Origin of the sequence: Streptomyces atratus, from assembly GCF_014648655.1 — a bacterium.
GTDB lineage: Bacteria > Actinomycetota > Actinomycetes > Streptomycetales > Streptomycetaceae > Streptomyces > Streptomyces atratus.
Window position 1 is genome coordinate 188,179 of the sequence record NZ_BMRN01000012.1, and the last position, 24,015, is coordinate 212,193.

Below are 24,015 nucleotides of genomic sequence, written 5' to 3' on the forward strand. Positions count from 1 at the left end.
GAACAGGGGCAGCACATCGAGCAGCCGGGTCGCGGCGGTCACGTTGTGCACGACGACGAGGACCCGCAGACACTTCCCCCGGGTCGCCCATCGCGCCGCATCATCCCCCACCGGCACCCGCACCCACCCGGCCCGCCCGTACTCCATCCGCACGCCCCTCATCCGCCCCGGCCCACCCGTGGGATCCATGCCGCCCACGCGACCGGCCACGATAGTCAACCAGCGCGACCCACCGCGCCGACCAAGGGGGCGGAGCAGAGCTGACAGGGGGGCGACGGATCGACGCGCATCCGACGGGACGCCCCGGGTGCCAAAACCCTCACGCAGCCATCGTCACCGCAGCCTTGCTCAGCGAGTCATCGCGCGACAGGGTCTGCTTCCGGTCGCCGAAGACGACGACCCGCAGCAGCGCGAACCGTCCGATCCCCGCCAGAGCGGACGCCGACAGATAGACCGTCTGCTCGACCAGGGCCGAGGGCTCGGACCGGATGGCGTACAGACAGAGCAGCGCCCCCGTCGTGAACGCATAGCTCACGGCGACCGTCACCCCGGACTGAAGATGGACCCCCCACCCCTTCCGCTCGCTCCGGAAGGAGACCCGCCCGTGCAACTCGGTCGCGATCACGGTGGAAACGACGGTGACCAGCGCGTTGGCGACAGCCATCGGTATCCGGTCGCTGAGCAGTACGAGCGCCCCACTCGACGCAAGCCCCACACCGCCACCACACACGACGAACCGCACAAAGGCCGCGACGAGAGGGTGAAGGGTGCGCGGCTGCCGGCGCGATGGGGCGGTCACTAGGGGGGCCTCCGTAGGCTGATGTGTGGAACGGTGTTTATTCCACCGCAGAACCTACGGAGCCGGCGCCGTCCGGGCGACCGGATAAACCCCGGACTTCAGTGGGGGACAACCCCGAGAGATCCCTGGGTCCGACACCCGAGCACAGAGACAGCAGGGGGCGGGCGCCCGGCGGCGTGGGTTCTGGTGTACCAGCGACCGAGTCAGCCGAGGTGGTAGAAGATCATCCGGCCGGTGGGGCGGACCCGGCGGTGACCTCGGCCGCGCCGCCACCGAAGACACGGGCATGGACGGGGATGCCGCCGTCGGCCGACACCGCGAGCCCGGCCTGGGCCTGCTTGAGGTCCACCCGCCGGTCCTTGGGATGCCCGTAGCCGATGAGGCGCCGGCCCTGATCGAGGAGCACGGCTGGGGCGGCGGTCTGTGGTAGATGCTTCGAGGGAATGATCGATCCGTTCCGGGTGTCGGACAGCAGCATGTCGTCCCCGTGTGACGACAACCCGAACGCCTGTATCGCCTGACCTCCCCGCTCGAGGCGGCGGGGGCGGGGCGGCGCGTTGTACTTTCGCACCGCGAGTTCTATCGAGAAGGTGATTGGATGCCGGCGTCCGCCATGACGCGTTCGAACGTGCAGGAGATTCTCCTGGACACGGTGCCCGAGACGGCGGAGCCCATCCGGCTCCTGGCGCAGGAGGACGCGGACGGGGAAGTGCTTCTCTTCCCGTTCCTGAGGGAAGGTTTCGCCGACCCGCTGGTGATGCCCGCGCTGAGGCTTCCGTCCGCGCACGAGGATCTCCTGCGCCGCTGCTTCGCATGCGTCGATCTCGGCCTGCGCAGCACGGACACGACACTGAACGACGCGTTCTGGTTCCAGGTGCTGGAGCTCCTGCTCGACGCGGCCTACCCCTTCATGACCGACGAGACCAGGGACTACGTCCTGGAGAAACTGACGGACTTCGGAGTCCCGCTCACGCCCCACTGGTCAGCATGGGCGGGGAGCCACTGACCGGAGCGTTCCGGACACCGCTGAGCCGGGTGGTCTTCCGGGCCGCCGGCCGCTGTCGGTGCCGTCCGGCACGATCCACGCCATGGACGAGAACACCTTCTGGCAGCTCATCGACGACTGCCGGCCCGCCCGGCCGGACGACGACGGTGAGCAACTGGCCGAACGCCTGACCGCACGGCTCTTTGCCGGACCGCTCCCGGCAGTCGTCGGGTTCGCCGAGCAACTGTCCTGGGCTCCCCACCGGCCGGACCGCCGGGAGTACGGGCGGGCGGGCGCGTTGCGAGGCGGTCACGATCAGCCGTACTTGCTCGCCGTTACGGGGCGGAGAGGTCAGGGGGTTTTCCCACACCTCCCTATACCCGCAGGCCGAAGAAGACGCTCGGATCCCGACGCCCGGGTCTCGCCGCTCGCGTCCCGGCGCCCGGATCCCGAAACTCAGGAATCGGCCGAGGACCCTGGCGCGTACCCACGAAGGAGTGAGGAGGGCCATGCGGCAACTCGGGTATAAAGATCCGGGTTTCGAGGCCCGGGACATGGTGACACGACACACCCCTCCGCCTCGCATCTATGGCTGCTCACCCCATGGGACGGTCCCCCCGCACCGCCCTACCGTGGCGGACCCGGACCACCGAGCCCACCCCCGACGGGAGAGCCGCAATGCGCAGAGCGACGAGCACCCTGCTCGGCCTGCTTCTCACACTGCTGAGCCTCGGAGCAGCCACCACATCGGCCCACGCCGCCCCACCCGGCTACCTCACTCTCGAGGCCACCTACACCACCGTCGCCAACGGCTGGGACCGCGTCGACCGCTACCTCGACACCACCAGCGGCTTCCATGCCGAGCAGTACCCCCAGGACGGCCGTGGCGACCAGGACGGTCAGCGACGCACCTTCTTCGGCGGCGTCAAGCAGCCCTACTCCGGCCGCTTCCTCCTCTACTCCGCGCCCGGCTGGAACAGCGGCAGTCACCAGACCCCCGTCCTCCTCGTCCACGGCGCCAACGACAACGCCGACCGCGCCTGGGCCAACCCCGGCGAAGCCGGGGGCTACGGCTGCGGTACGGCCTCCTGCCCCAGCACCGGACTCATGCAGTACCTCGCCGCCCGCGGCTACCGCGTCTTCGCCGTCAACTTCGCCCATAAGCAAGGCGACAACCTGATGCAGGCCCAGCAGGTCGGCGACGCCATCGCCGTCATCAAGGACCGGCTCGGCGTCAGTCAGGTGGACCTGGTCGGCTGGAGCAAGGGGGAGATGTCCACCCGAGCCTACGTCTCCTCACTGCGTCCCACCTGGGGACGCCCCTACGCCGGAGACGTACGCCGCCTCATCACCCTCGGCGGCCCCAACGGCGGGTACGACTATCCCTATGCCCACGGCTGGGCCCACGACTTCAGCATCTGGCCGCAGTGCGGCGGCAGCGTCAACGCCCCCTCGCCCCACCTCTACATGACCTGCTACGGCACCTACACCGCTCACCCCGAATTCGCCTTCGCCCCCACCGACGGCTACGACGTCTATCCGGGGCAGCGGCAGATGCTCGCCCGCTGGGACGCCACCTACGGCATCGACATGACCCAACAGGACTGGTACACCACTTACCACGGTGGCCAGGGCTTCTACACCTCCGGCAGCGGCATCCAGACCGCCATCGACGCCGGCTCCCTGATCGCCCCCCTCCACAAGGCAGGCATCCCCGGCACCGTCGCCACCTACCTCCTCGCCGGTGGATCCCCCAGCGTCCTCGGCATCTACAACGAGAACCGCGGACCCAGCGACGGCGTGGTCTTCGTCAACAGTGCCCTCGACCGCACCGGCATCGCCAACGTTGCCGGAACCGCCCTCATCTCCACCGCCAACCACCTCCAGCTCGGCTGGCACTCCTCCGCCAGCGCCCAGATCGCCGCCTGGCTCGGCTGACCCTGCCACTCCCAAGGACGAACCATGACCCCGCCCGCACTCCTGCCCGGCATCCACGCTCGACGGATCACCACCCCCCGGCTCACCCTCAACCTCCTCGAACTCCCCGAGCGGACCGGTGAACCCGTCCTCTTCGTCCACGGCAATGTCTCCGCCGCCACCTTCTGGCAGCAGACCATGCTCGACCTGCCCCAGGCCTACCGCCCCCTCGCCGTCGACCTCCGCGGCTTCGGCGACACCGACCCTCTGCCCGTCGACGCCACCCGCGGCGTCCGGGACTACAGCGACGACCTCAGCGCCCTCCTCGACACCCTCGCCCTCGACCGCGTCCACCTCGTCGGCTGGAGCATGGGCGGCGGCATCGTTCTCCAACAGCTCCGCGATCAACCCACCGCCGTCCGCAGCCTCACCCTCGTCAACCCCGTCTCCCCCTACGGCTTCGGCGGTACCCACGGCCCCGACGGCAGACTCAACCACCCCGACGGCGCCGGCTCCGGCGCAGGAACTGTCAACCCCGAATTCGTCCAGCGCCTCGAAGACCGCGACCGCAGCGAGGACTCACCGCTCTCCCCCCGCGCCGTCCTTGCCTCCAGCTACGTCAAACCGCCGCTCCGCCCAACGCTCGAGGACGCCTTCGTCGACGCCATGCTCTCCACCCGCACCGGAGACGGCCACTACCCCGGCGACACCCGTCCCAGCGACCACTGGCCCGGCACCGCCCCCGGCCCCCGAGGTGTCCTCAACGCCATGGCCCCCACCCACTTCCGTATCGACGACCTGCACCGGATCGACCCCAAGCCGCCCATCGGCTGGATCCGCGGCACCGACGACCTCATAGTCTCCGACACCTCGCTCTTCGACCTCGCCCATCTCGGTGCACTCGGCGCCGTCCCCGGCTGGCCCGGCGCCGAACACTGCCCCGCCCAACCCATGCTCGCCCAGACCCGCCACGCACTCGATCACTACGCCGCGACGGGGGGCTCCGTACGCGAAACCGCTATACCCGATGCCGGCCACGCGGTCCACATCGACAAACCCAAGGAGTTCACCGCCGCCCTGCTCGACACTCTTGCCGCGGGCCGGTGAAGCGGCCGGGCCGTCCCCTGTGAGGACCTGTGTCGACGTCGAGGTCGTCCAGCGCGATGCCGGCGTCAAGGGCTCTTGCCGCCGGCACTCGCTGGACCTGGACCAGTCGCCGGGTGGGCTGCTCGGCGAGGTGGAGGGGCCGGCCCGATTGATGGTGCGAGACGTGTGAGGTGACGCATATGACGTAACCGTTGTGGCTCAAGGGTAGGTTGAGGCCATAGCTTGATCACTTTCGCCCGTCCGGAGGTCTCCATGAGTGAGCAGCAGCCATCCGTCACCCTGCCCGCCACGCCGGTGTCGGACCGGATCGACACCACCAGGCCGCACTCCGCCCGCTTCTGGAACTACTTCGTCGGCGGCAAGGACAACTACGAGGTCGACCGTGAGATCGGCGACCAGATCAAGACGTTCTTCCCGGGCCTTGTTGACGTAGCGGTAGCGGGGCGACAGTTCCTGCGCCGCTCGGTGAGTCACCTGGTGGAGGATCGGGGTGTCCGGCAGTTCCTGGACATCGGGACCGGCCTGCCCACTGCCGACAACACCCACCAGGTGGCCCAGGGCATCGCCCCCGAGTCGCGCATCGTGTACGTGGACAACGACCCACTCGTGCTGGCGCACGCTCGTGCGCTGCTGACCAGCTCACCCGAGGGGGTCACGAACTACATCGATGCCGACCTCTACGAGCCGGACGTCATCCTTGCCGAGGCCGCGAAGACACTCGACTTCGACCGGCCTGTGGCCCTGATGCTGCTCGGCATACTCGGTCACGCGGGCGACTTCTCGCGGGCCCGTGAGGTGGTGGGCCGGCTGATGGCGGGCCTGCCGTCCGGCAGCCACCTCGTGGTGTACGACGGCACGCGGACCAGCGAGGGCATGATCGCCGCGGAGAAGGCATACATCGAGAGCGGCGCAGTGCCGTATTTCGTCCGCGAGCCGAGCGAGATCGTCACGCTCTTCGACGGGCTGCGGATCCTCGACCCCGGTTTCGTCCGGCTCAGTGAGTGGCGGCCCGACGCCGACAGCGCGAGCGTGCCCGCCGATGTCGATGCCTTCGGCGGAATCGGCGTCAAGGAGTGACGCGCGGGCGCTGCCGCCGCCCTGCACGTGATGCATCGTGCCGCGGACCGATCCACGGCGCGGTCGCCCGCAAGCTGCGGGACGGGGATACACGTCAGGGGCCGTCCGCGAACGGCCCCTGACACGGTTCCTGCCAGCTGGCAGGAACCGTTACTTCCGCAGCTGCACAGTGAAGCCGCGACCCGTGGAGACGGACGGCGTCTTGATCTCCGTGACCCCGGTCGCGGGGTCGGTGAACCAGCCGGACTCGGCCGCGGCGAACTCCGCTGCCGAGTTCAGTCGGTGCAGGCGGCTGTGGTCCATGACCACCTGCGACGGGGCGCTATTGCCGTGCACGGTGACATGGTACGAGCGGGCGGACGGCTTGCCCTCGTAACTGCCCACGCTCGCACCGACCTTTACGGTGGTGCGGCCGGACTTGCCGTGCGTGGGTGCCTGGACCCGTACGTGCTGGGTGGCCGAGGCGCCTTCCGTGAACTTCCTTGTCACGCCGTCGTCCTCGTAGAGCGTGTAGTCCGTGGTGCCCTGCGGATAGATGTCGTAGCCGAGTTGGCCCTTGTCCCGTGATTCCCAGGAGAGGGTGCCCTTGGGCCACATCGGCACGATCGAACCGCCCTTGACGAACAGCGGCAGGGTGTCGAGCGGTGCCCTGTAACCGTTGACCGTGGTCGGCCCCTGGTAGGTCTTGCCCGTCCAGTAGTCGGTCCAGGTGCCCTTCGGCAGATAGATGCCGTTACGGACGTCCGTGTCGCTGTACACCGGTGCGACCAGGAAGTCAGGTCCGGCCAGGAACTCGTACTTCGCGTTCGGTCCCAGTGCCGCCGGGTCGTCGGGGTACTCCAGTGCGAGCGGCCGGACCGGACCGACGCCTGTCTTCGTGGCGTCCTTCGACAGGGTGTACATGTACGGCAGCAGCCGCTCCTTCAGCTGCAGGTACTTGCGGTTGATGGAGGTGTACGGCTCGCCGTCCAGCCACGGCTGCTGGTCGTGCGGCTTCTTGGTGGCGATGTCGCTCGCCCAGCCGTCCATGGTCATGATGGCCGGGAGGAATGCCTTCCACTGCAGGTCACGGGTGTACATCTCGGGGTCGTGCCGGTAGATGCTGCCGACGTCACCCGTGTTGTACGCGATGCCGGACATGGTCGCACCGGCGTATGTCGGGATCTGCCAGCGGATGTAGTCCCAGGACAGGCTCTGGTCACCGCTCCACAGCACACCGCAGCGCTGTGCGCCGGCCCAGGAGACGGGCAGCCAGACGAAGCCGCGGGCGTCGCTGTTGTCCTCGATGCCGGCCTTGGCCTGGTCGCAGGCGTCCAGGGCGAAACCGTAGCCGCCACCGACCCAGGCGACATCCAGCTTGCGGACGCGGACGCCGGCCTTGGCCTCCTCGGCCTGGTCGGGCAGACCGTTCTGCGTCCAGAGGCCGAGCTGGGCATGGTTCTTGTTGAGGCCCACACCCGTCTGGGAGAGGTTCTCGTAACCGCAGCCGTAGCCGTCGTTGACGAGCATCCAGCCGAGCGGCATGCCGTTCTCCACGTAGCTGTCGGAGACCTTCAGCGCGTCCAGGGTGTGGCGCTCGCCCCGGTTGGCGTTGTGGAGGTAGCAGTCGGCGGAGCCGGGCTCGAGCCCGTACACCGGCGGCATGAACGGCTTGCCCACCAGGGAGGTGTACTTACCGATGACCGACTTGGTGTCACCGGTGAAATAGTAGGCGTCCAGCCGCCGTTCCTGCTGGCCGGTCCGTACTGGTGAGTTGAAGTCGTAGATGCCGGGGGTCATCGTGTTACGGAAGACGCCGTAACCGGCGGTGGAGATGTAGAACGGCTGGGAGTTGTTGTAACCGCCCTCGTTCCAGTTGGTGTTGTTGCCGACGTGTCTGACCTGATCGCGGTGCGAGAAGCTGCCGTTCTGCTCACCACCGCCGAAGAACTGTTCACCGGCGCCGCGATTCAGGCTCTGTCGCATGCCGCCGCCGGTCCAGCGCAGCGGGTCGGCCTCCTGCCAGATGACCGTGCGGTTGTCGGCCTTGTAGAGGCCGAAACGCAGCGGCTTCTTGTAGACGCGCATCACCACGTCCTTGGAGCGGATGCCGTAATAGGTCCCCGCGTCGAAGGATGTGGTGTGCCGTTGGGCCGTGGGCTGCTGCCGGATCATGTGGCTGTTCTCCGGGTCGGCGAGGACGCCGTCCGGGGACGCCTGCAGCCGCAGTGTGTCGTCGGTGAAGAACTCGGCGCGGGCCTTGAGCGCACCGGCCTCGATCTCGTACGTACCGTGCGAGCCGCTGAAACCGGTGAGGTCTCCGGCGTCGGTGGCCTCGGGGAGATACGCCTTTGCGCTGAAGGAATTGTTGTGCACGTCGTAGGGGACCACGACCACGTGGTACGTGCCGGAGGCCTTCGGGATGACCGCGGACTCGGGGTCGGCCGTGCCCGCACTGGACGCCACCTCCTTATTGGCCGAGTCATAGATGTACATGTCGAAGTCGTCGGTGGGCGTCTCCCACTGGATGGAGACGGGGACGCCGCCCTCGGGATTGTCGTCCCACTGGCCCGCGGGTGGGTTCACGGTCAGATCGAAGCGGGCGCAGACGGCGTTGTCCGGGTCGTCGGCGGCTGTACCGCACTTGGAAGGTGAGTCGACGGTGCCCTTGGCGTAGACCGGGCTCTGCCATGTCACATTCTTCGTGGTGCTGTCGAGGGTGCCCGACGGCGTTGCCGCGGCCTCTGCCTGCGTGGCCGGGACGGTCAGGGCGGTGAGCGCGAGGACGATCACCGACAGCGAGCCGACCGCCGCCTGGCCGGGACGGTTCTGAAGGATCCGCAAGGAGTGTTCTCCGTTCGTACCGAACAGCGAAGTAGGTGATGTCTGCGCAGACATGCTTGGAACATTGGAGATTCGCGCATCAGAATTCACCGTACGGCCGGTGCATGTCAACGTTCCGGATCAGCGCTTCGCGTCGGTACGTCATGTCCGGGCTTCGTGCCGGCGCTTCGTCCCTGTGGGCTCGTGCGCTGGATGGGAGTCGATTCAGTCGATTCCCGGTTCGTGGAGGCCGGCCGTGACTGCGGCGCGGCGCATCCCTGTCCCCATATGGTCAGCGATGCGCCGAAGACAAGCCCCCGGAGCGGCACTCTCACGGGTGGAGGCAGGCATAGCCCCGCCCGCACTGTTCGGACGCTTCCCCGGGCTGCGGCCGGCCGTCGCGGACGAGGAGATCCGCAAGCTGCCGGTGATGGCGCAGAACGGCATGGAAGCCTTTTTCTCCCGGTCCTGCCGCACGGCCGGCGTGCATCGAAGAGACGCCGAGGGCTGCCCGAACCGTCCGGGCGGCCCACCGGCCTGTCGGGAGATTCAGGGGCGGACAGGCCACCGCGGCCGCGCCCACCGCGCCGGTCACGCACCAGCCCGCCGACTGCTGTTCGGCGGATCGCCACCGTGTCCACACCGCGTCGGTCTTTCGCAGCCCCGCTGACTCTGGAACACTCCAGTCGCTTTCGCCCCACACCTCCTCACCCCACAGAGGTCCTCACCCATGGCTGAACTCGACCGACGCCGTTTCATGCAACTCGCCGGAGGCGCTGCCGCCTTCACCATGCTGTCGAACAGCATCGCCCGCGCTGCCTCCCTCCCGGCGAAAGGTGCCACCGGCACCCTTGAGGATGTCGAGCACATCGTCGTGCTGATGCAGGAGAACCGCTCGTTCGACCACTACTTCGGCACACTCAAGGGTGTACGTGGTTTCGGTGACCCACGTCCGGTGACATTGCCCAGCGGCAAACCGGTGTGGCACCAGGCCTCCGGCACCAAGGAAGTGCTGCCGTTCCGGCCGACGGCCGACAACCTCGGACTCCAGTTCATCCAGGACCTCAACCACGACTGGGCGGGCAGCCACCGGGCGTTCAACAAGGGCGCGTACGACCAGTGGGTGCCCGCCAAGTCGGCGACGACGATGGCCTACCTCACCCGCGAGGACATACCGTTCCACTACGCTCTCGCCGACGCGTTCACCGTCTGCGACGCGTACCACTGCTCCTTCATCGGCTCGACGGACCCGAACCGCTACTACATGTGGACGGGATATACCGGAAACGACGGCACCGGCGGCGGCCCCGTGCTCGGGAACGACGAGGCGGGGTACGGGTGGACGACGTACCCCGAACGACTGGAGAAGGCCGGGGTGTCCTGGAAGATCTATCAGGACATCGGCGACGGGCTCGACGCCGCCGGGTCCTGGGGTTGGATCAGCGACGCATACCGTGGGAACTACGGTGACAACTCGCTGCTCTACTTCAACAATTACCGCAATGCCAAGCCCGGCGACCCCCTCTACGACAAGGCGCGCACCGGGACCGACGTCAAGAACGGCGACGGGCTCTTCGACAGGCTCCGGGCCGATGTGAAGGCCGGGTCCCTGCCGAAGATCTCCTGGATCGCCGCCCCGGAAGCCTTCACCGAGCACCCCAACTGGCCCGCGAATTACGGTGCCTGGTACATCGCGCAGGTGCTGGACGCGCTGACGTCCAACCCGGAGGTGTGGGGGAGGACCGCCCTGTTCATCACGTACGACGAGAACGACGGCTTCTTCGATCACATCGTGCCGCCGTACCCGCCGTCCGGGGCCGCGCAGGGGCTGTCCACCGTGGCGACCTCCGCTGACTACTTTGCGGGCAGAATAGGTTACGCCGCAGGCCCGTACGGTCTTGGGCAGCGCGTGCCGATGCTGGTCGTCTCGCCGTGGAGCACCGGAGGGTTCTCCTGCTCCGAGGTCTTCGACCACACCTCGATCATCCGGTTCATGGAACGTCGCTTCGGGGTGAAGGAACCGAACATCTCGCCCTGGCGTCGCGCCATCTGCGGTGATCTCACCTCCGCCTTCGACTTCGGCCGTACGGACACCGCCCCGGCCGCCCTGCCCTCCACGGCCGGGTACCTGCCCCCGGACCGCAACCGGCATCCCGACTATGTGCCCGTGCCGCCCGCCGTCGGCAGCGTTCCCAAACAGGAACCGGGCTCCCGTCCCACCCGTCCGCTGCCGTACGCGCCGTTCGTGGACGGCTCGGCGTATCCGGCGACCGGAAAGTACGGCCTCACCTTCAGCGGCGGCTCCGCGGCCGGAGCGCAGTTCCTGGTCACGTCCGCGAACCGTACCGACGGACCGTGGACGTACACCACCGAGGCCGGCAAGTCGCTCTCCGACACCTGGAACACGGTCTACTCGAACGGGGTGACCAACCTCAGTGTGTACGGTCCGAACGGCTTCCTGCGCACCTTCAAGGGGCCCGGCAAGGCGGCGGGGCCCGAGGTGACCGCTCGCCACAACGCCACCAATGGGCATCTGGACCTGACGATGACTCATACGGGCTCCGGCGAAGCTCATTTGACGTTGACCGACGCATACGGCGGCTCTTCCCAGACGTTCACGGTGCGCGCTGGCGCGACCGTGAACCACTCGGTGGACCTGCGGGGGAGCAGCCGCTGGTACGACATCTCGGTGGTCTGTGACGCGGACACCACGTTCCTGCGCCGCTTTGCCGGACACGTCGAGACGGGCGAGGCGGGTACGAGCGATCCGGCCCTGATTGCAGGCTGACCGTGGGGGCGGGGGAAGGTGTCCATGCCCCCGCCCCCTCGGCCGGTCCGGGTGTCTGACCACCCGGCGGCCCGCTGTCGCCGGTGGGATGCAGTGCTCGTAGGTCATGAGTTCCAGTGCACAGTCCCGGCCAACTGGACGGCACCCCGCTCCGCTGCAGGTGCTCCGGGTGACGACCTGCCTGTGGATGTGCCCGCCGGCACCGACGAGACCCTGGCCAACCTCGTCAGCCGCGAGGCGCGTAAAGAACTTTTGCCAATCTTGAAGCAACCAATAGACGCTGCCGACTTTCTGACGTCTCGCGCCCTGCGATCGATGGGAGACACGAGATGAAACCGCATATGGCGAAGGGCAGCCGGCCTCGGTCGGCGGTCCCGGGCCGTCTGTCCGGCTGGGCTCCGGCCACAGCACTCCTCCTGGCCGTGACAACGTCCTGCACCGGCTCCGCACCGGGAAACGGTGCCGTCGCGGTCAAAAAGCCCGGCACGGCCGGAGTGGGGGATCGGCTGTTCCCGGCGCTCGGCAATGGCGGCTATGACGTGGTGCACTACGGGCTGACGCTGGATTACGTGCCCGAGACCAACCACCTGAAGGGGGCGGCGGTCATCACAGCGCGGGCCACCCAGGACCTGAGCCGCTTCAACCTCGACCTGTCAGGGCTGCGGGTACGCACCGCCACAGTGCAAGGAGCCAAGGCCCAAATCGCTCGCTCGGGCGACGAATTGCTCGTGACACCGGCGAAGACGGTGAGGAACCGCGAAGTCTTCAAGACAGTCGTCACCTACGACGGCACACCGCGCACGCTCAAGGACGACGACGGAGGCCTGGAAGGCTGGATGGAGACCGACGACGGCTCGACGGCCCTGGGTCAGCCGTCCGGCTCCATGACCTGGTTCCCGGGCAACCATCACCCGTCGGACAAGGCCACGTACGACACCACGGTCACCGTACCCAAGGACGAGGACGGCGACCCCTACGACGTGATCAGCAACGGCAAGCTGATCACGGAGGAGGACAAGGGCAAAACGGTGACCTGGCACTGGCGCACCGAGGAGCCCATGGCCAGCTACCTCGCCCACGTCTCCGTCGGCTACTTCGAGATCCACAAGGGCTGGACGGACGATGACGTGCCTGTCTACGTCGCCATCGACCCCGACGAGGCCGAAGACTCCGCCGATGTCGCAGACCTGGTGCCCGAGATCGTCGACTGGGCCGGCAAACGCTTCGGCCCCTACCCCTTCTCCTCGACCGGTGCCATCGTCGACCACCTGCCCGGGCTCGACTACGCCCTGGAGACCCAGACCAAGCCCTACTTCGGCGAGGCGCCCGAAGAGGCGCTGCTCGTGCACGAACTGGCACACCAGTGGTTCGGCAACTCAGTCACCCCGCGCAAGTGGAAGGACATGTGGCTCAGCGAGGGTCTGGCCACCTACGCGGAGTGGCTTTGGGAGGAGGAGCGGGGCAACAGGAGCACCACGGAGATCTTCGAGGACTTCTACGACGGCACGGACACCGAGAGCGAGGGCATCTGGGCGTTCCCGCCGGCGGATCCGCCCAGCGGAGGGCGCGTCTGCGACCCGCCCGTCTACGGACGCGGTGCCATGGTCGTGCACAAGGTGCGCAGGGCCGTCGGCGACGATACCTTCTTCGACATCCTTCGTACCTGGACCCGGCAGCACCGGCACGGCAATGCTGACACCCGGCAGTTCATCGCCCTGTGCGAGAGCAAGTCCGGGAAGGACTTGACCGCGCTCTTCAACACCTGGCTCTTCGGCAAGAAGAAGCCCTCCCGGATATGAGGAGGGCGATCCGACGAGAGAAGGGCTCTCCCCGGGGAAAGCCCTTCTCCAGCCGGCAGGAGGCCCTACGCAGGCGGGTACACCAGCGTGATCTCGCCGGTCTCGTCCGTATCCGGGTACATGGACACCTCACCGTCGGACCACCGCACCAGGAAGTCGTCCGGGTGGCGGTTGTCCGTGTAGTCGCCGGCGCCCAGGATGGTGGCGTGCGTCCAGAGCCGGTTGGGCTTCTTGACCTGGATCTCGCCGTGGAAACCGTTCTGATCACCAACTCGGCACCGCCGACGACGTCCTCGACGTTCTTGCCGCCGCGCGGTTCGAGCTGCAGGAAGTTGAAGTCGAGGTCGGCCGCGGCGTCCGGGCCCTTGGACAGGTAGCGCTTGTCGACGTAGATATGCCCAGACTTGACGGTGAAGGAGCCGTGCGGCTTCTTCCCGTCGTCGTACTGTGGGACGAACGCGAGGTTCTTGCGCGCGTCCTGGTCGTCGAAGCAGTGACCGGCGCTCATCACGATGTTCTTGCCGGGGCTCTTGACGACCGTGCCACCGCAGAAGCGGCCGGTTTCGGTGCCGTTGTTCCAGAAGAAGGTGCCGACGATGGGCAACCCTTGGAACGGCTGGCCGGCGGCGCGATCCATCCTGGCCGGAGCAGGAAAGTGCTTGGCCTCCTGCTCCTTGACGGGCTTCGTGGCCCGCATGCGCTCCGGGGTCCAGTAGTCGTCGGCGTCAGCCGGCGTGAACTCGCGCGTGTCGTCGTCCCCGCCCGCCGGGACAGGGGTCGGCGGAACGGAAGACCGGTCCTCCGGGACAGGGGCCGACGGAACGGCTGTTCCTCCGGGGCGGCGGTCGGCGAAACGGAAAACTCCTCCGGTGGGACGGAGGCCGGCGGAACAGAAGGCTGCTCCGGGACAGCATGCGGCGAAACGGAGGACTGTTCCGCCGGGGTGCTCGGGGTGGCGTTCCCCGAGGGAGTCGGATCGCCTTGGTCGGCAATCGCCGGAAAGCCCAGACCGCTCAGACCCTCCGGTCGGCCGACGTGCCGGTATTCGTCGCGAACACCGCCACCCCTACGGAGGTTGCGGCCACAATCGCCGACGCGATCCCTGATCCGCCGGTAGCGTCGACTGCCCCATCACCGTCAACAACCTCTCAGGGACCATGACACCGCAACTCGCACAACCCGTCATCGATACCCACGTCATCCTCCGCACGGGCGACAAGCTGCTGCTCTCCCAACGCGGCGGCCCATACGGATACGGCCGCTGGCACCTGCCGTCCGGCAAGCTCGATCAGGGCGAGCCCCTGCCGGACGGGGCCGCCCGTGAGCTGATGGAGGAGACCGGGGTATCGGTCGACCCCGCACACCTGCGCCTGGTGCACGTCGTGCACCACAAGCAGAGCGACACCGTCGAACGCATCGGGTTCTTCTTCCTGGCCACCGAGTGGACCGGAGAGCCCGTCAACCGGGAACCGGACAAGTGCCTGGCCCTGGAGTGGCACACCGTGCACGACCTGCCCGAGGACATCATCGAATACCCCAGGGAAGGGCTCCTCGGGTACCTGGACGGCGACGGCAGAGCAATGACAGAACACGGCTGGACCTGACCCTCAGGAGAAGGGCCGAACTCCCTCATGAGAGGAGTTCAGCCTGTTCTTCGGCGGTCGAATTCTCTTGCGCTTGCACTCCAGAGCGAACCCGGACAAAAAGAGGAGTCCCCCTGTGCTGAACCAGAAGCCCAGCGGCACGACGGAATCAACCGACGCCCCGAGCGAGCCCGCCAAGACGACCTGGATGCCCCGCGAGGAATGGGTCAAGACCCAGCCCCAGGCACTCATCGCCTCCTGCGTTGTACTCCTCGACCAGCAGGGCCGGATGCTCATGCTGCGCTACGCCCCCGGACAGCCGAGCGCCGGAAGCTGGTGGTTGCCGGGCGGCATGCTCGATCACGGCGAAGATCCGTTGACAGCGGCATGTCGGGAGATGCACGAGGAGACCGGCATGGAGATGAGTTCGGTCCCAAGGCTGATCGGCGTCGACCACCGCGTCAATGTTGGCGGCACCGGACCGGTGCTCGACTGCTTCTTCCACGGAGGGACCGTCGCGGATGGACTCCCGATCCGCCTGAGCCCCGAGCACGACCAGCATGCCTTTCTCGGGCTGGACGAACTCAATGACACGCCCCTCGCCGAGCACGTGCGCACCCTCGAAGCACTTCACACTGCCGCCACAACGGGAACCGTCGTCTGCCTGCGGGAAGGGCAGCCGCTCGGACCTGACGGTTCACCGCTGTGGCGTCAAACCAAGGCGCAACTGGAGCAAGGCCGCCAATGAGAACTATCGGATCTCCCGCCGGCGGTACCCGGACCACGGTCAAGGCTCTTTCCGCAGACCCCTTCTCTGAAGCGGGAGTTCGCACGCACTTGCGGACACGCCCCGAGATCGACCTCGTGGTAGACGACGATCCCTCCGATGACCCGCAGGTGACAGTCATTGGTGGCCGACACCGTCAGCGACGACGTGCCGGTGCTGCTGCGCCATGCCCGGCGCACCAGCACCACTCGCACCGTCCTCATCGTGGCCGACTTCTCGGAACAGGCAGTGCTCGGGGCCGTGGGCTGCGGGGTGGCGGAATCCGTAAGTCGTCGACGACTCTGTGGCCCGCGTCGCCGACTTCCGCGGATCGTTCCGCACGGAGACCGAGCAGCGCATCGGCGCCCTGGATACGTACTGCCGTGCCTGCCGCCGCCCGGAGTGATCTCGCCGATGCCAAAACCGCAGGGAAGAAGGTCCGTCAGGAAAACGTCCCACACGGCGAGTACCGATACAACTGCCTGAACTGTCGGTGTGATGTGTGCTGCACCGCCGCCACCAAAGGCTGCGCCAGGCGTCGGGTCGCCGCACAACCTGAGGGACCTGAGGGGCAGTCCGGGGTGACGGGGCAGGTCCACGAAAGCCGCCGTGGAACCCCTGCTCGCCTCGGGTGATGTCGGTGCCGACGGGTGGATCGGGCTGAGCCCCGCCTTCGACCTCGCTGAAGACCTGCCGAAGGTGTGGACACACGCGCCGGGACTCCTCCGGGAAGGTCGTATGTCTCCCGCAGCCCTGGCCATGGCCATTCGGCGAGTGCGCCGTCCTCGTTGACGCGGTAGGCCGGCAGCCGTGCGGCCAGGGCGCGCCGGCGGGTGGCGGACGGGTGGCCGGGGAGCTGTCGGCCGCGGTGGTCAGTGCGGCGTGGTGTGTGGTGCGGCCGCGATCGACGATCTCGTCGGCCATGTACAGGGCGGTGGGACGCTGGTCTGCGGCCCTGCGCGCCTTCGGCCCGGCGGCCACGGTCACGACCACTGAAACACTGGTCACGGTGCCGGACACGATCGGGGCCTGGAAGCGGCCGGCTACGACGAGCAGTTCGGCATCACGGGCGGGCTTCCCACGGACCGCTTCGGGTCGATACGGTCGCCCACCCCCGCCCGTCCCTCAGCCCAGCGCGCCGGCCAAGGCGCTGTCGGCCGCGACGCGCGACTCCTGCCACAGCGTGGTGACCGGCACCCACACATGGACCCCCCTGGGCATGCCCACGGTGGCTGCCCGGAACGTGACGCCCAGGTGGGAAGGGTTGGCAGATACGGACAGGCTGCCGACGACGTGTCCTTCGGTTGCCGCCGGGTCCGCCGTGCGGACGGCTGCGTACGCACGCTCGCCCCGCGAAAGGACGTAGGGTCCGCTCTCGGCAGGCGGTACGGTCTCGGCGGAGCCGTCCAGGCCCCTGAAGGTGATCGTCGGGATGCGGTCCACGACGCAGGCCCGGCCGCCATGGTTGGTGACGCTGATACGGGCGACGTTCCGTTGTCCGCCGGGTGCGGCATGCAGATCGAGGGCCTTCTCCGGACAGATTCCGGGGCGGCTCACGGATGCGGCGGATGCGGTGCCGATCGTGGCCGACGCTGCGGTGGCGGTCAGGGTCAGCGCGGCTGCGACGGTGAGGGCGGAGGCGAGAGCGGAGCGGAGACGCATGGTGTTTCTCCCGTTGGATCGACAGCCTGCGGATGCGGCCGGACGGCCCGGCGGCCGGTGAGGCCGACATCGCCAGTGTGACCGGTATGCCCCGATCTCCGCGACAGATCAGACATATCGGTTCGATATATCTGGCGACGGGGTGGAGCCGGGGCCTCGTGACCGCGGGGCGGGAGCGCCACGCCGTCCCGGCCGAGCCGTCCTGCACCGTAGGACTGCGGATGTGAAGGACAAGAGCGGTAGTGATCAGCGCTTTCGTGACGAGCGCCGACAGAAGGGCCACGGCCCAGACCCACGTGTAGTGCTCATAGGCCCAACCGCCCGTTCGAGCATGGTGCTCACGGCTCGGGCCCATCATCTCCACACATGCCGTGCCGAGCAGCGTCAGCAGTGCGAAACAGAGGACCGTGATGCCGATCCTGACCGCCGAACGGGCCTTCTCCGCTGCCCGGTTCGTCTTGCCGAGAGATATCACCCCGACGGTGAACACCACCGGTATCAGCGCACCGACCGCCCTTGCGAAGCCGTAACCCCCGCCCGGGAAGCAGTCGCGTGCCCACCTCCACGAGCCGGGGCCGCCGAGCGTGGACCCGATGGCCGGGACGACGATGCCGAGGACCACCGCCACCGTGCAGCCGCAGCCGAAGACGGTGTCCCGGCGTCGGCCGGACGGGGCGTCGGCCTTGCGCGGCGGGCGCGCGGTGTGCACCGGCGAGCCGGACGCCGCCCTACACCTGCGGGGCTTGCCGGAACCGCCCACGGTGTCGTCCTCCTCGGTCGGGGAACACGCCGACGGCGGTGGCGTACGGCGGTTCGGGTCGCAGCAGCCTACGGAGTGAGGGCGCGGGAGACCGCCGCGGCCACCCCACCCGTACGCCGTTACCGCGCCCGGACCGTCGCCATCACCTCGCGGTCCGGCTGCAGCGTCAGCGTCGGTACGGGGTTGACGCTGCCCGGGTCCACCTCCAGTTCGAAACGGCGTGCCAGCACGGCAAGGATGAGCACCGCCTCGACCATCGCGAACCGTGTGCCCAGGCAGACCCGGGGGCCGCCGCCGAACGGGAACCACGCGTACTCCGCGATGTCGTCGCCCTCCTGCGGGTCCCAGCGCTCGGGACGGAATTCCTCCGGCTCGGGAAACCACCGCTCGTCGCGGTGCGTCGCCCACTGACTGGTCCACACCCTGGTGCCCTCCGGCATCGGCACACCGCCGATCCGCGCACCCTCCTTGGCGACGCCGGTGACGAGCCAGATCGTCGGGTAGAGACGCAGGGTCTCCTTGACCACCGACTGGGCGTACGTCAGCCGGGCATAGTCGTCGAACTCCGGCTCACGGTCGCCGAGCACCCGGTCCAGTTCCTCGGTGAGCGCGGTGCGCGTCCGCGGATTGCGGGACAGCAGATACCAGGCCCACACGAGAGTGGAGCTGGTCGTTTCGTGTCCACCGATGTACAGGGTGACCGTCTCGTCGCGTATCTCCTGGTCCGTGAGGTGCGCACCCGTCTCGTCGACCGCGGTGAGCAGCCGGCTCAACAGATCGGGGCGTTCGTCCCCGCCGTCGCGGTGACGGGCGACGACCCGGCTCACCTCGGCGTCGATGACCGCGGCGGCCTTCCTGATCCGGGCCCGGCCCGGCGTCGGCACCCAGTCCGGCAACAGCGCGCCGATACCGGCGAACTCCTTGCCGATCTCCTGCTGCGCCACATCCATCGCCCGGCCCATCGCATCGGCGTCGGCCGGGGTGTCGACGCCGAAGATCGTACGGACCGCGATCTTCTGCGTCAGTGCCGCCATCTCGCGCTTGATGTCGATGCGTTCACCGCCGGACCAGGTGTCCGCCAGCTCCACCGTGCTGCTCGCCATCGTCGCCGCGTACGACCGCACCTGCTTGGGGCGTACGGAAGGCTGCACCAGTGACCGTTTCCGCCGCCAGTCCGTACCGCGGGCGACCACAACGCCGTTTCCCATCACGGTCCGGAACGCGATGCCGAGTGCGGGCTGGTCGAAGGTGCGTTCTGTCTCGGTGAGCAGCTCGCCTATGCACTCCGGATCGGCTATGTACACACTCGGGTTGGGGCCGAATCGCCAGCCGACCATGTCGCCGTGACCGCGCAGCCGCTCGAAGAAGGCGAGGGGATTCTTTCCGAACTGTGGCAGGTTCCCGAGAAACGGCAGCCCCTTCGGGCCGGGCACGATCGTGTGGCCTCGCGGCTCGGCATCGACGGCCGGGCCGGTCTCCGTGGACATGAAAGTCTCCGCTCCCTTGTGGCGCATCCGACTTGATGCGCAACGACCTGACTTCAGTGGTACCGCACGGCGTGGAAGGAGTCATCGGCCTTGTGCGGTACGTGAGTTGTCGAGGGTAGCGGCCGCCGCGCCGAGAGCGTACGGGCGGCTGGGGGGGGGGCGACGGGATGTGGCCGCCGTCGCCGGACGGGCCCGGGTACTGAGCCCGTCCGGCGGTGCGGCCCGGTGGGCTCGTGGTCCGGAGCCCGTTGCGCGATGTGCGGGTCAGACGCCCGGCGGGACCCGGGACGGGCGGCCGTTGCCGCGGGTGAGGGAGTAGCCGAAGACGGCCGCGAGCGCCCCCAGTACTCCGCCGCCGACCGTCCACAGCCAGCGGTCGGTCCACCAGCCGGAGGCCCAGCCGTCCTCGGGCTCACCACCGCGCCACACCGTGGACGGCGAGCCGTCACTACTGGCGGCCGAGCCGTTCGAGATCTGCTCGACGAAGGACGCACCGGGGACCAGCGGCTCGGCGAGCGTGCCGTCCACATCCCCGGCGCCGCCCTTGTCCACCGCCGTGACCTCGACCTCGGTCTGCACCGGAAGACCGAGGTCCGCCGAGGGCAGGTCGACGACCGTGAGACGTACGTAGTAGTTGCCCGGCAGCGGGTCGTTGGCCCACGGCTCGGACCAGGCGCGGACGGTCCGCAGTACGCAGGTCAGCTCGACGGCCGACGCGTCGGCCGCCGCCTTCCCGGTCTGGCGGCCGTACATGCAGGCCTGGCGGCGCCGCAGCCCGTCGTACACATCGACCTGCCAGGTCGACGCGCCGTGCCGGGTGGCGCTCTCCGGCAGGGTGATCTTCGCCTTGACGGTGGCCCGCTCGCCCGCGTCGGCGGGGAACACCCAGTACAGGTAGTCACCCGTGGACGCCCCGGCGGTGGCGCGCTGGTTCTGCTGGACCGCAGTGGCCGTACGGAAGGTGGTGCCGGCCTCGGTGGGGCCGGACCCGCCGTCCGAGGCGCTCGGGCTCGGGCTCGCCGACGGGTCGTCGGCAGCGGCGGCGCCCGCCGAGGTCAGCAGGGCGAGGCCGGTCAGCAGCGCACCCGCGAGTACACGTGTCGTACGCATCAGTTGGTCCTCCAGACGGCGATGCGCCAGCGCGAGATCCAGCCGGTCAGCAGACCCGCGACCAGTCCGGTGAGAACCAGTACGCCCAGCAGCCACCAGCCGCGGCCGAGACCGAACGCGGCGACATCGGCCGCGTCGTCCGGGGCGTCCACCAGGTCCACGGTCAGTTCGAGGGGCATGCCCGGCGCGGTCTTCACCGAGGCGGGGGCCGAGTAGGAGTTGCTGACCTGGAGGCACACGGTCTCGGCGGCGGGCTTGTCGCCGCTGTCCGTGTCGTCCTGCTCGGGCTTCGGGTAGCGCAGGCCGGAGGAGATCGCATCGGTGCGGCCGGTGCCCGACTCCGAACCCCGGACGATTTCCCGGCCGTGTACGGTCACCGCCCGCAGCAGCACGCCGTAGTCATTGTTCACGGCACGGTCCGCGAAGACGCTCACCGAGGCGCGCAGCTCCTGACCGGGCAGTACATCCACCCGGTACCAGCGGTGCTCGCCGAACTTCTCCCGGTCGGTGTACAGACCCGCCTTGAGCTGTGGTGCCGTGGAGCAGCGATTCGCGCCTTCCGTCGCCACCGGTGTGACGACCGGCTCGGCGGCCCGGTCGACCAACTGCTTGACGCGGCCGGAGAGTTCATCGGCGTGCTGGACTGCGGTGTAGGTGCCGCCGGTGGCCTCGGCGATACAGGTCAGCTGCTCGCGGATCTTCGCGTTCGGCACCAGGCCCAGCGTGTCGATGACGAGGTGGATGCCACGAGCTGCAATGTCACGTGCCACTTCGCACGGGTCGAGCGGGCCGCAGGTGTCCTCGCCGTCGCTGATCAGCACGATCCGGCGGGTGGAGTCGCCGCCTTCGAGGTCGTCGGCGGCGCCCAGCAGGGCCGGGCCGATCGGGGTCCAGCCGGTGGGGGCCAGGGTGGCGACGGCGGTCTTCGCCTCGGTGCGGTCCAGTGGGCCGACCGGGTAGAGCTGTTTGGTGTCCTTGCAGCCGACCTTCCGGTCATCGCCCGGGTAGTTGGCGCCGAGCGTCCGGATGCCGAGCTGCACCTCCTCGGGCACCGCGTCCAGGACCTCGTTGAACGCTTGCTTCGCCGCGGCCATCCGGGACTGGCCGTCGATGTCACGGGTCCGCATGGAGCCACTGACGTCGAGCACCAGCTCGACCTTGGGGGAAGCTTTGGTGGGGGTTTCATCAGCTGCGGCGGGGAGCGCCGAACCGAGCCCGGCGGTCAGGGTGGCGAGCAGAATGCCCACCCCGACCGTCAGCCTTCTTCTTATGATCATCGCCGGATACTAGTGAAGATCGCTTCGCTTCCCCAAACCGGTCCGGAGGCGGTCGACGGGCCGTCACCCGGGCCGGTCGGGGGAAGTGACAGCCGGTCAGTGCCCCTTGCAGGGTGTGCGGGGTCGGCCGGCTCGGGCGTGCAGGCTGTGCAGCGGCCAGGGGGCGTTGGGTGTACGGGCGTCAGGCCCTGCCCAGCAGTGGGCCCGCGGCCCGCTCCAGTGCCGAGCCGACCCGCTCCCAGGTTTCCGAGTCCCGCTGGATGGCGGGCAGTTGGGTGTCCTCGCCCATGTTCCAGCCGGTGGCGACCGTGACCGGGTCCTCGCCGGTTGCCGCGGCGGCGGCCAGCGCGGCCGCACCCAGAGCCACCAGTTCGCCGCTCCCGGGCACGATCACCGGCCGGCCGGAGAGCCGCCGTACCGTCTCCACCCAGGTGCGCCCCTGCGCGCCGCCGCCGATCAGGCGCAGCGGCCGGGCGGCCACCTCGGGGTCGGCCGGGTCGAGGCCGCAGGCCCGCAGGAGTTCGTCGAGGGCACGCAGCACGGTGAAGACCGCGCCCTCGTAGGCGGCGCCCAGGAGCTGCTGCGGGGTTGTGTCGTGCCGCAGCCCGGTGAGCAGGCCGGAGGCGGCGGGCAGATCGGGGGTGCGTTCGCCGTCGAGGTAGGGGAGAAGTACCGCTTCGCCACCGGGGGCCGCGTCGTCGCGCTCCAGGCCGAGCAGTGCGGCAACCTTGTCCACGGCGAGCGTGCAGTTGAGGGTGCAGGCCAGCGGGAGGTACGTACCGTCCGCTGCGGCGAAGCCGGAGAGTGCCGTCGACGCGGGCCGTGTCCGGGAGGCGGCGAAGACCGTTCCCGAGGTGCCGAGGCTGAGGACGGGGTGATCCAGCAGTCCGGCACGGCCCAGTCCCAGGCCGACGGCGGCGCTCATGTTGTCCCCGGTGCCCGCGGCCACGGCGATTCCCGCCGGCAGGCCGAGCGCACCGGCTGCTTCGGCGGTCAGCGAACCGATGCGGGTCGCACCGGTCTCGGCCACCTCGGGCAGCAACGCGACGTCCAGGCCGAGGAGTTCGAGCAGTTCGGGGTCGTACGCGCCGGTCGCGGTGGAGTACCAGCCGGTGCCCGAGGCGTCACCGGGGTCGGTGACGGCGCTGCCTGCGAGGCGTTCGGTCAGGAAGTCGTGAGGGAGGCGCAGGGCCGCGGCCGCGGCGGCGTTCTCCGGTTCGTTCTCCCGCAGCCACCGCCACTTCGTCGCGGTGAGGGAGGCCACCGGCACGGATCCGGTCCGCGCGGTCCAGGCCTCGGCCCCGCCCAGCGCCGCGGTGAGGGCGGCGGCCTGCGGGGCGGAGCGGGTGTCGTTCCACAGCATCGCCGGACGCAGTGGACGCCCCGTCCGGTCGAGGACGACCAGTCCGTGCTGCTGCCCGGCGACCGCGATACCGGTGACGGCGGAGGCGGCGACGCCGGACTCCTTCAGTCCGGCGGCGACGGCGTCGCACAGCGCCTGCCACCACACCTCCGGGTCGCTCTCACGGGCACCCGCCCCGCCGGTGACGACATGCGGTGCCCGGCCGACGGCCAGCAGCCGGCCGGTTCCGGCGTCGACGAGGGCGGCTTTGGTGGACTGGGTGGAGCTGTCCACACCGATGACGACGGTACGCGGCGGCATGGGTGACCTCATTCCTGAGCTGCGGGGAGATGACTGCGGGGAGACGGATGCGGCGAGATGGCTGCGGGGGCGTGCATCGCTTCGGGGTGTGGTTGCTCGGGATGCCGCCACGGAAATTTGATCGTACGGAAAACAAATTACGCGATCGAGCGTGTCGGGAACAGTGAGCCTTTTCCAACCTCATGTTGAGGCGTGATGGAGGACGGGGACGGCATGGACGATTGCTGTGATGCGGTTGGTGCTGCAGCGGGGCTTCCGCAGGAGGCGCCAGCCCTTGAGGGTGGCAATGGCTCGCTCTCCGAGGCAGCGGATCTTGGTGTGTGCGCTGTTGTGCCGGCGTTGCCACCGCTTGAGGTGACGGCTGAGGAAGGGTACCCGGATGGTGCTGCCGGCGCCCTGGTACGCCTTGTCGGCCCAGCACTTGAGGCCGTCC

General features: G+C 68.8%; 19 protein-coding genes, 1 pseudogene and 1 riboswitch. Of the genes and pseudogenes, 10 read left to right on the plus strand and 10 right to left on the minus strand.

The features are described from left to right. Window positions 1–319: 319 nt before the first annotated feature. On the minus strand, window positions 320–715 hold the full coding sequence (locus IEZ15_RS21720) for a hypothetical protein (protein WP_229846028.1): 396 nt from the start codon (window positions 713–715) through the stop codon (window positions 320–322). Window positions 716–1,022: 307 nt separating this feature from the next. Continuing rightward, on the minus strand, window positions 1,023–1,277 hold the full coding sequence (locus IEZ15_RS21725) for a hypothetical protein (RefSeq protein ID WP_189279025.1): 255 nt from the start codon (window positions 1,275–1,277) through the stop codon (window positions 1,023–1,025). A gap of 120 nt (window positions 1,278–1,397) precedes the next feature. Here IEZ15_RS21725 and IEZ15_RS21730 point away from each other — a divergent pair, with 120 nt between their 5' ends. The 5 genes from IEZ15_RS21730 to IEZ15_RS21750 all read left to right on the plus strand — a co-directional run bounded on the left by IEZ15_RS21730 (window position 1,398) and on the right by IEZ15_RS21750 (window position 5,885). After that, window positions 1,398–1,805, plus strand: a complete 408-nt coding sequence (locus IEZ15_RS21730; RefSeq protein ID WP_189278994.1) for a hypothetical protein — start codon at window positions 1,398–1,400, stop codon at window positions 1,803–1,805. An 82-nt stretch (window positions 1,806–1,887) separates the two neighbouring features. Next, complete coding sequence (locus IEZ15_RS21735; protein WP_189278995.1) at window positions 1,888–2,313, plus strand: DUF4240 domain-containing protein; 426 nt, start codon at window positions 1,888–1,890, stop codon at window positions 2,311–2,313. A gap of 149 nt (window positions 2,314–2,462) precedes the next feature. Next, window positions 2,463–3,722, plus strand: a complete 1,260-nt coding sequence (locus tag IEZ15_RS21740) for an esterase/lipase family protein (RefSeq protein ID WP_189278996.1) — start codon at window positions 2,463–2,465, stop codon at window positions 3,720–3,722. A 24-nt stretch (window positions 3,723–3,746) separates the two neighbouring features. Beyond that, entirely contained in the window at window positions 3,747–4,808 is a 1,062-nt protein-coding gene (locus IEZ15_RS21745; protein WP_189278997.1) for an alpha/beta fold hydrolase, read from the plus strand. Between the two features lie 252 nt (window positions 4,809–5,060). After that, window positions 5,061–5,885, plus strand: coding sequence for an SAM-dependent methyltransferase (locus IEZ15_RS21750; protein WP_114247719.1), 825 nt, complete (start codon window positions 5,061–5,063; stop codon window positions 5,883–5,885). Window positions 5,886–6,035: 150 nt separating this feature from the next. Here IEZ15_RS21750 and IEZ15_RS21755 read toward each other — a convergent pair whose 3' ends face one another. Next, window positions 6,036–8,762: a glycoside hydrolase family 31 protein gene (locus IEZ15_RS21755; RefSeq protein ID WP_229846029.1), complete on the minus strand. Its 2,727-nt coding sequence runs from the start codon at window positions 8,760–8,762 to the stop codon at window positions 6,036–6,038. A 241-nt stretch (window positions 8,763–9,003) separates the two neighbouring features. On the opposite strand from IEZ15_RS21755, the pseudogene IEZ15_RS44905 reads away from it, so the two are divergent. From IEZ15_RS44905 to IEZ15_RS21765, 3 genes and pseudogenes are all read left to right on the plus strand, one after another. Further along, a pseudogene (locus tag IEZ15_RS44905) lies at window positions 9,004–9,144 on the plus strand (cytochrome P450); the annotation flags it as partial. Window positions 9,145–9,417: 273 nt separating this feature from the next. Further along, on the plus strand, window positions 9,418–11,475 hold the full coding sequence (locus tag IEZ15_RS21760; RefSeq protein ID WP_189278998.1) for a phosphocholine-specific phospholipase C: 2,058 nt from the start codon (window positions 9,418–9,420) through the stop codon (window positions 11,473–11,475). Between the two features lie 102 nt (window positions 11,476–11,577). Next, a riboswitch (SAM riboswitch) is annotated at window positions 11,578–11,673 on the plus strand. A 131-nt stretch (window positions 11,674–11,804) separates the two neighbouring features. Continuing rightward, entirely contained in the window at window positions 11,805–13,274 is a 1,470-nt protein-coding gene (locus tag IEZ15_RS21765; RefSeq protein WP_229846030.1) for a M1 family metallopeptidase, read from the plus strand. On the opposite strand, the gene IEZ15_RS21770 is transcribed toward IEZ15_RS21765, so the two are convergent. Further along, window positions 13,231–13,971, minus strand: coding sequence for a trypsin-like serine protease (locus IEZ15_RS21770; RefSeq protein WP_189278999.1), 741 nt, complete (start codon window positions 13,969–13,971; stop codon window positions 13,231–13,233). The genes IEZ15_RS21765 and IEZ15_RS21770 overlap by 44 nt on opposite strands. A gap of 460 nt (window positions 13,972–14,431) precedes the next feature. Here IEZ15_RS21770 and IEZ15_RS21775 point away from each other — a divergent pair, with 460 nt between their 5' ends. Together IEZ15_RS21775 and IEZ15_RS21780 are read left to right on the plus strand one after the other, a co-directional pair. Beyond that, complete coding sequence (locus IEZ15_RS21775; RefSeq protein ID WP_189279000.1) at window positions 14,432–14,878, plus strand: NUDIX hydrolase; 447 nt, start codon at window positions 14,432–14,434, stop codon at window positions 14,876–14,878. A 115-nt stretch (window positions 14,879–14,993) separates the two neighbouring features. Then, entirely contained in the window at window positions 14,994–15,605 is a 612-nt protein-coding gene (locus IEZ15_RS21780) for an NUDIX hydrolase (protein ID WP_229846031.1), read from the plus strand. 1,143 nt (window positions 15,606–16,748) lie between these two features. Here IEZ15_RS21780 and IEZ15_RS21785 read toward each other — a convergent pair. The 6 genes from IEZ15_RS21785 to IEZ15_RS21810 form a co-directional block, all read right to left on the minus strand. Then, window positions 16,749–17,285, minus strand: coding sequence for a DUF4232 domain-containing protein (locus IEZ15_RS21785; protein WP_189279002.1), 537 nt, complete (start codon window positions 17,283–17,285; stop codon window positions 16,749–16,751). 879 nt (window positions 17,286–18,164) lie between these two features. Beyond that, window positions 18,165–19,532 (minus strand): cytochrome P450, encoded by a 1,368-nt coding sequence (locus tag IEZ15_RS21790; protein WP_189279003.1) that lies wholly within the window; start codon window positions 19,530–19,532, stop codon window positions 18,165–18,167. A 264-nt stretch (window positions 19,533–19,796) separates the two neighbouring features. Next, window positions 19,797–20,642: a hypothetical protein gene (locus IEZ15_RS21795; protein ID WP_189279004.1), complete on the minus strand. Its 846-nt coding sequence runs from the start codon at window positions 20,640–20,642 to the stop codon at window positions 19,797–19,799. Next, window positions 20,642–21,919, minus strand: a complete 1,278-nt coding sequence (locus IEZ15_RS21800) for a VWA domain-containing protein (RefSeq protein WP_157987213.1) — start codon at window positions 21,917–21,919, stop codon at window positions 20,642–20,644. Before IEZ15_RS21800 ends, IEZ15_RS21795 begins: the two co-directional genes overlap by 1 nt. A 181-nt stretch (window positions 21,920–22,100) precedes the next feature. Continuing rightward, a complete protein-coding gene (xylB, locus tag IEZ15_RS21805) occupies window positions 22,101–23,582 on the minus strand; it encodes a xylulokinase (protein WP_189279005.1) in 1,482 nt (493 codons plus the stop codon). Between the two features lie 180 nt (window positions 23,583–23,762). After that, a partial coding sequence (locus IEZ15_RS21810; RefSeq protein ID WP_308427429.1) for a transposase family protein occupies window positions 23,763–24,015 on the minus strand: 253 nt, incomplete at its 5' end.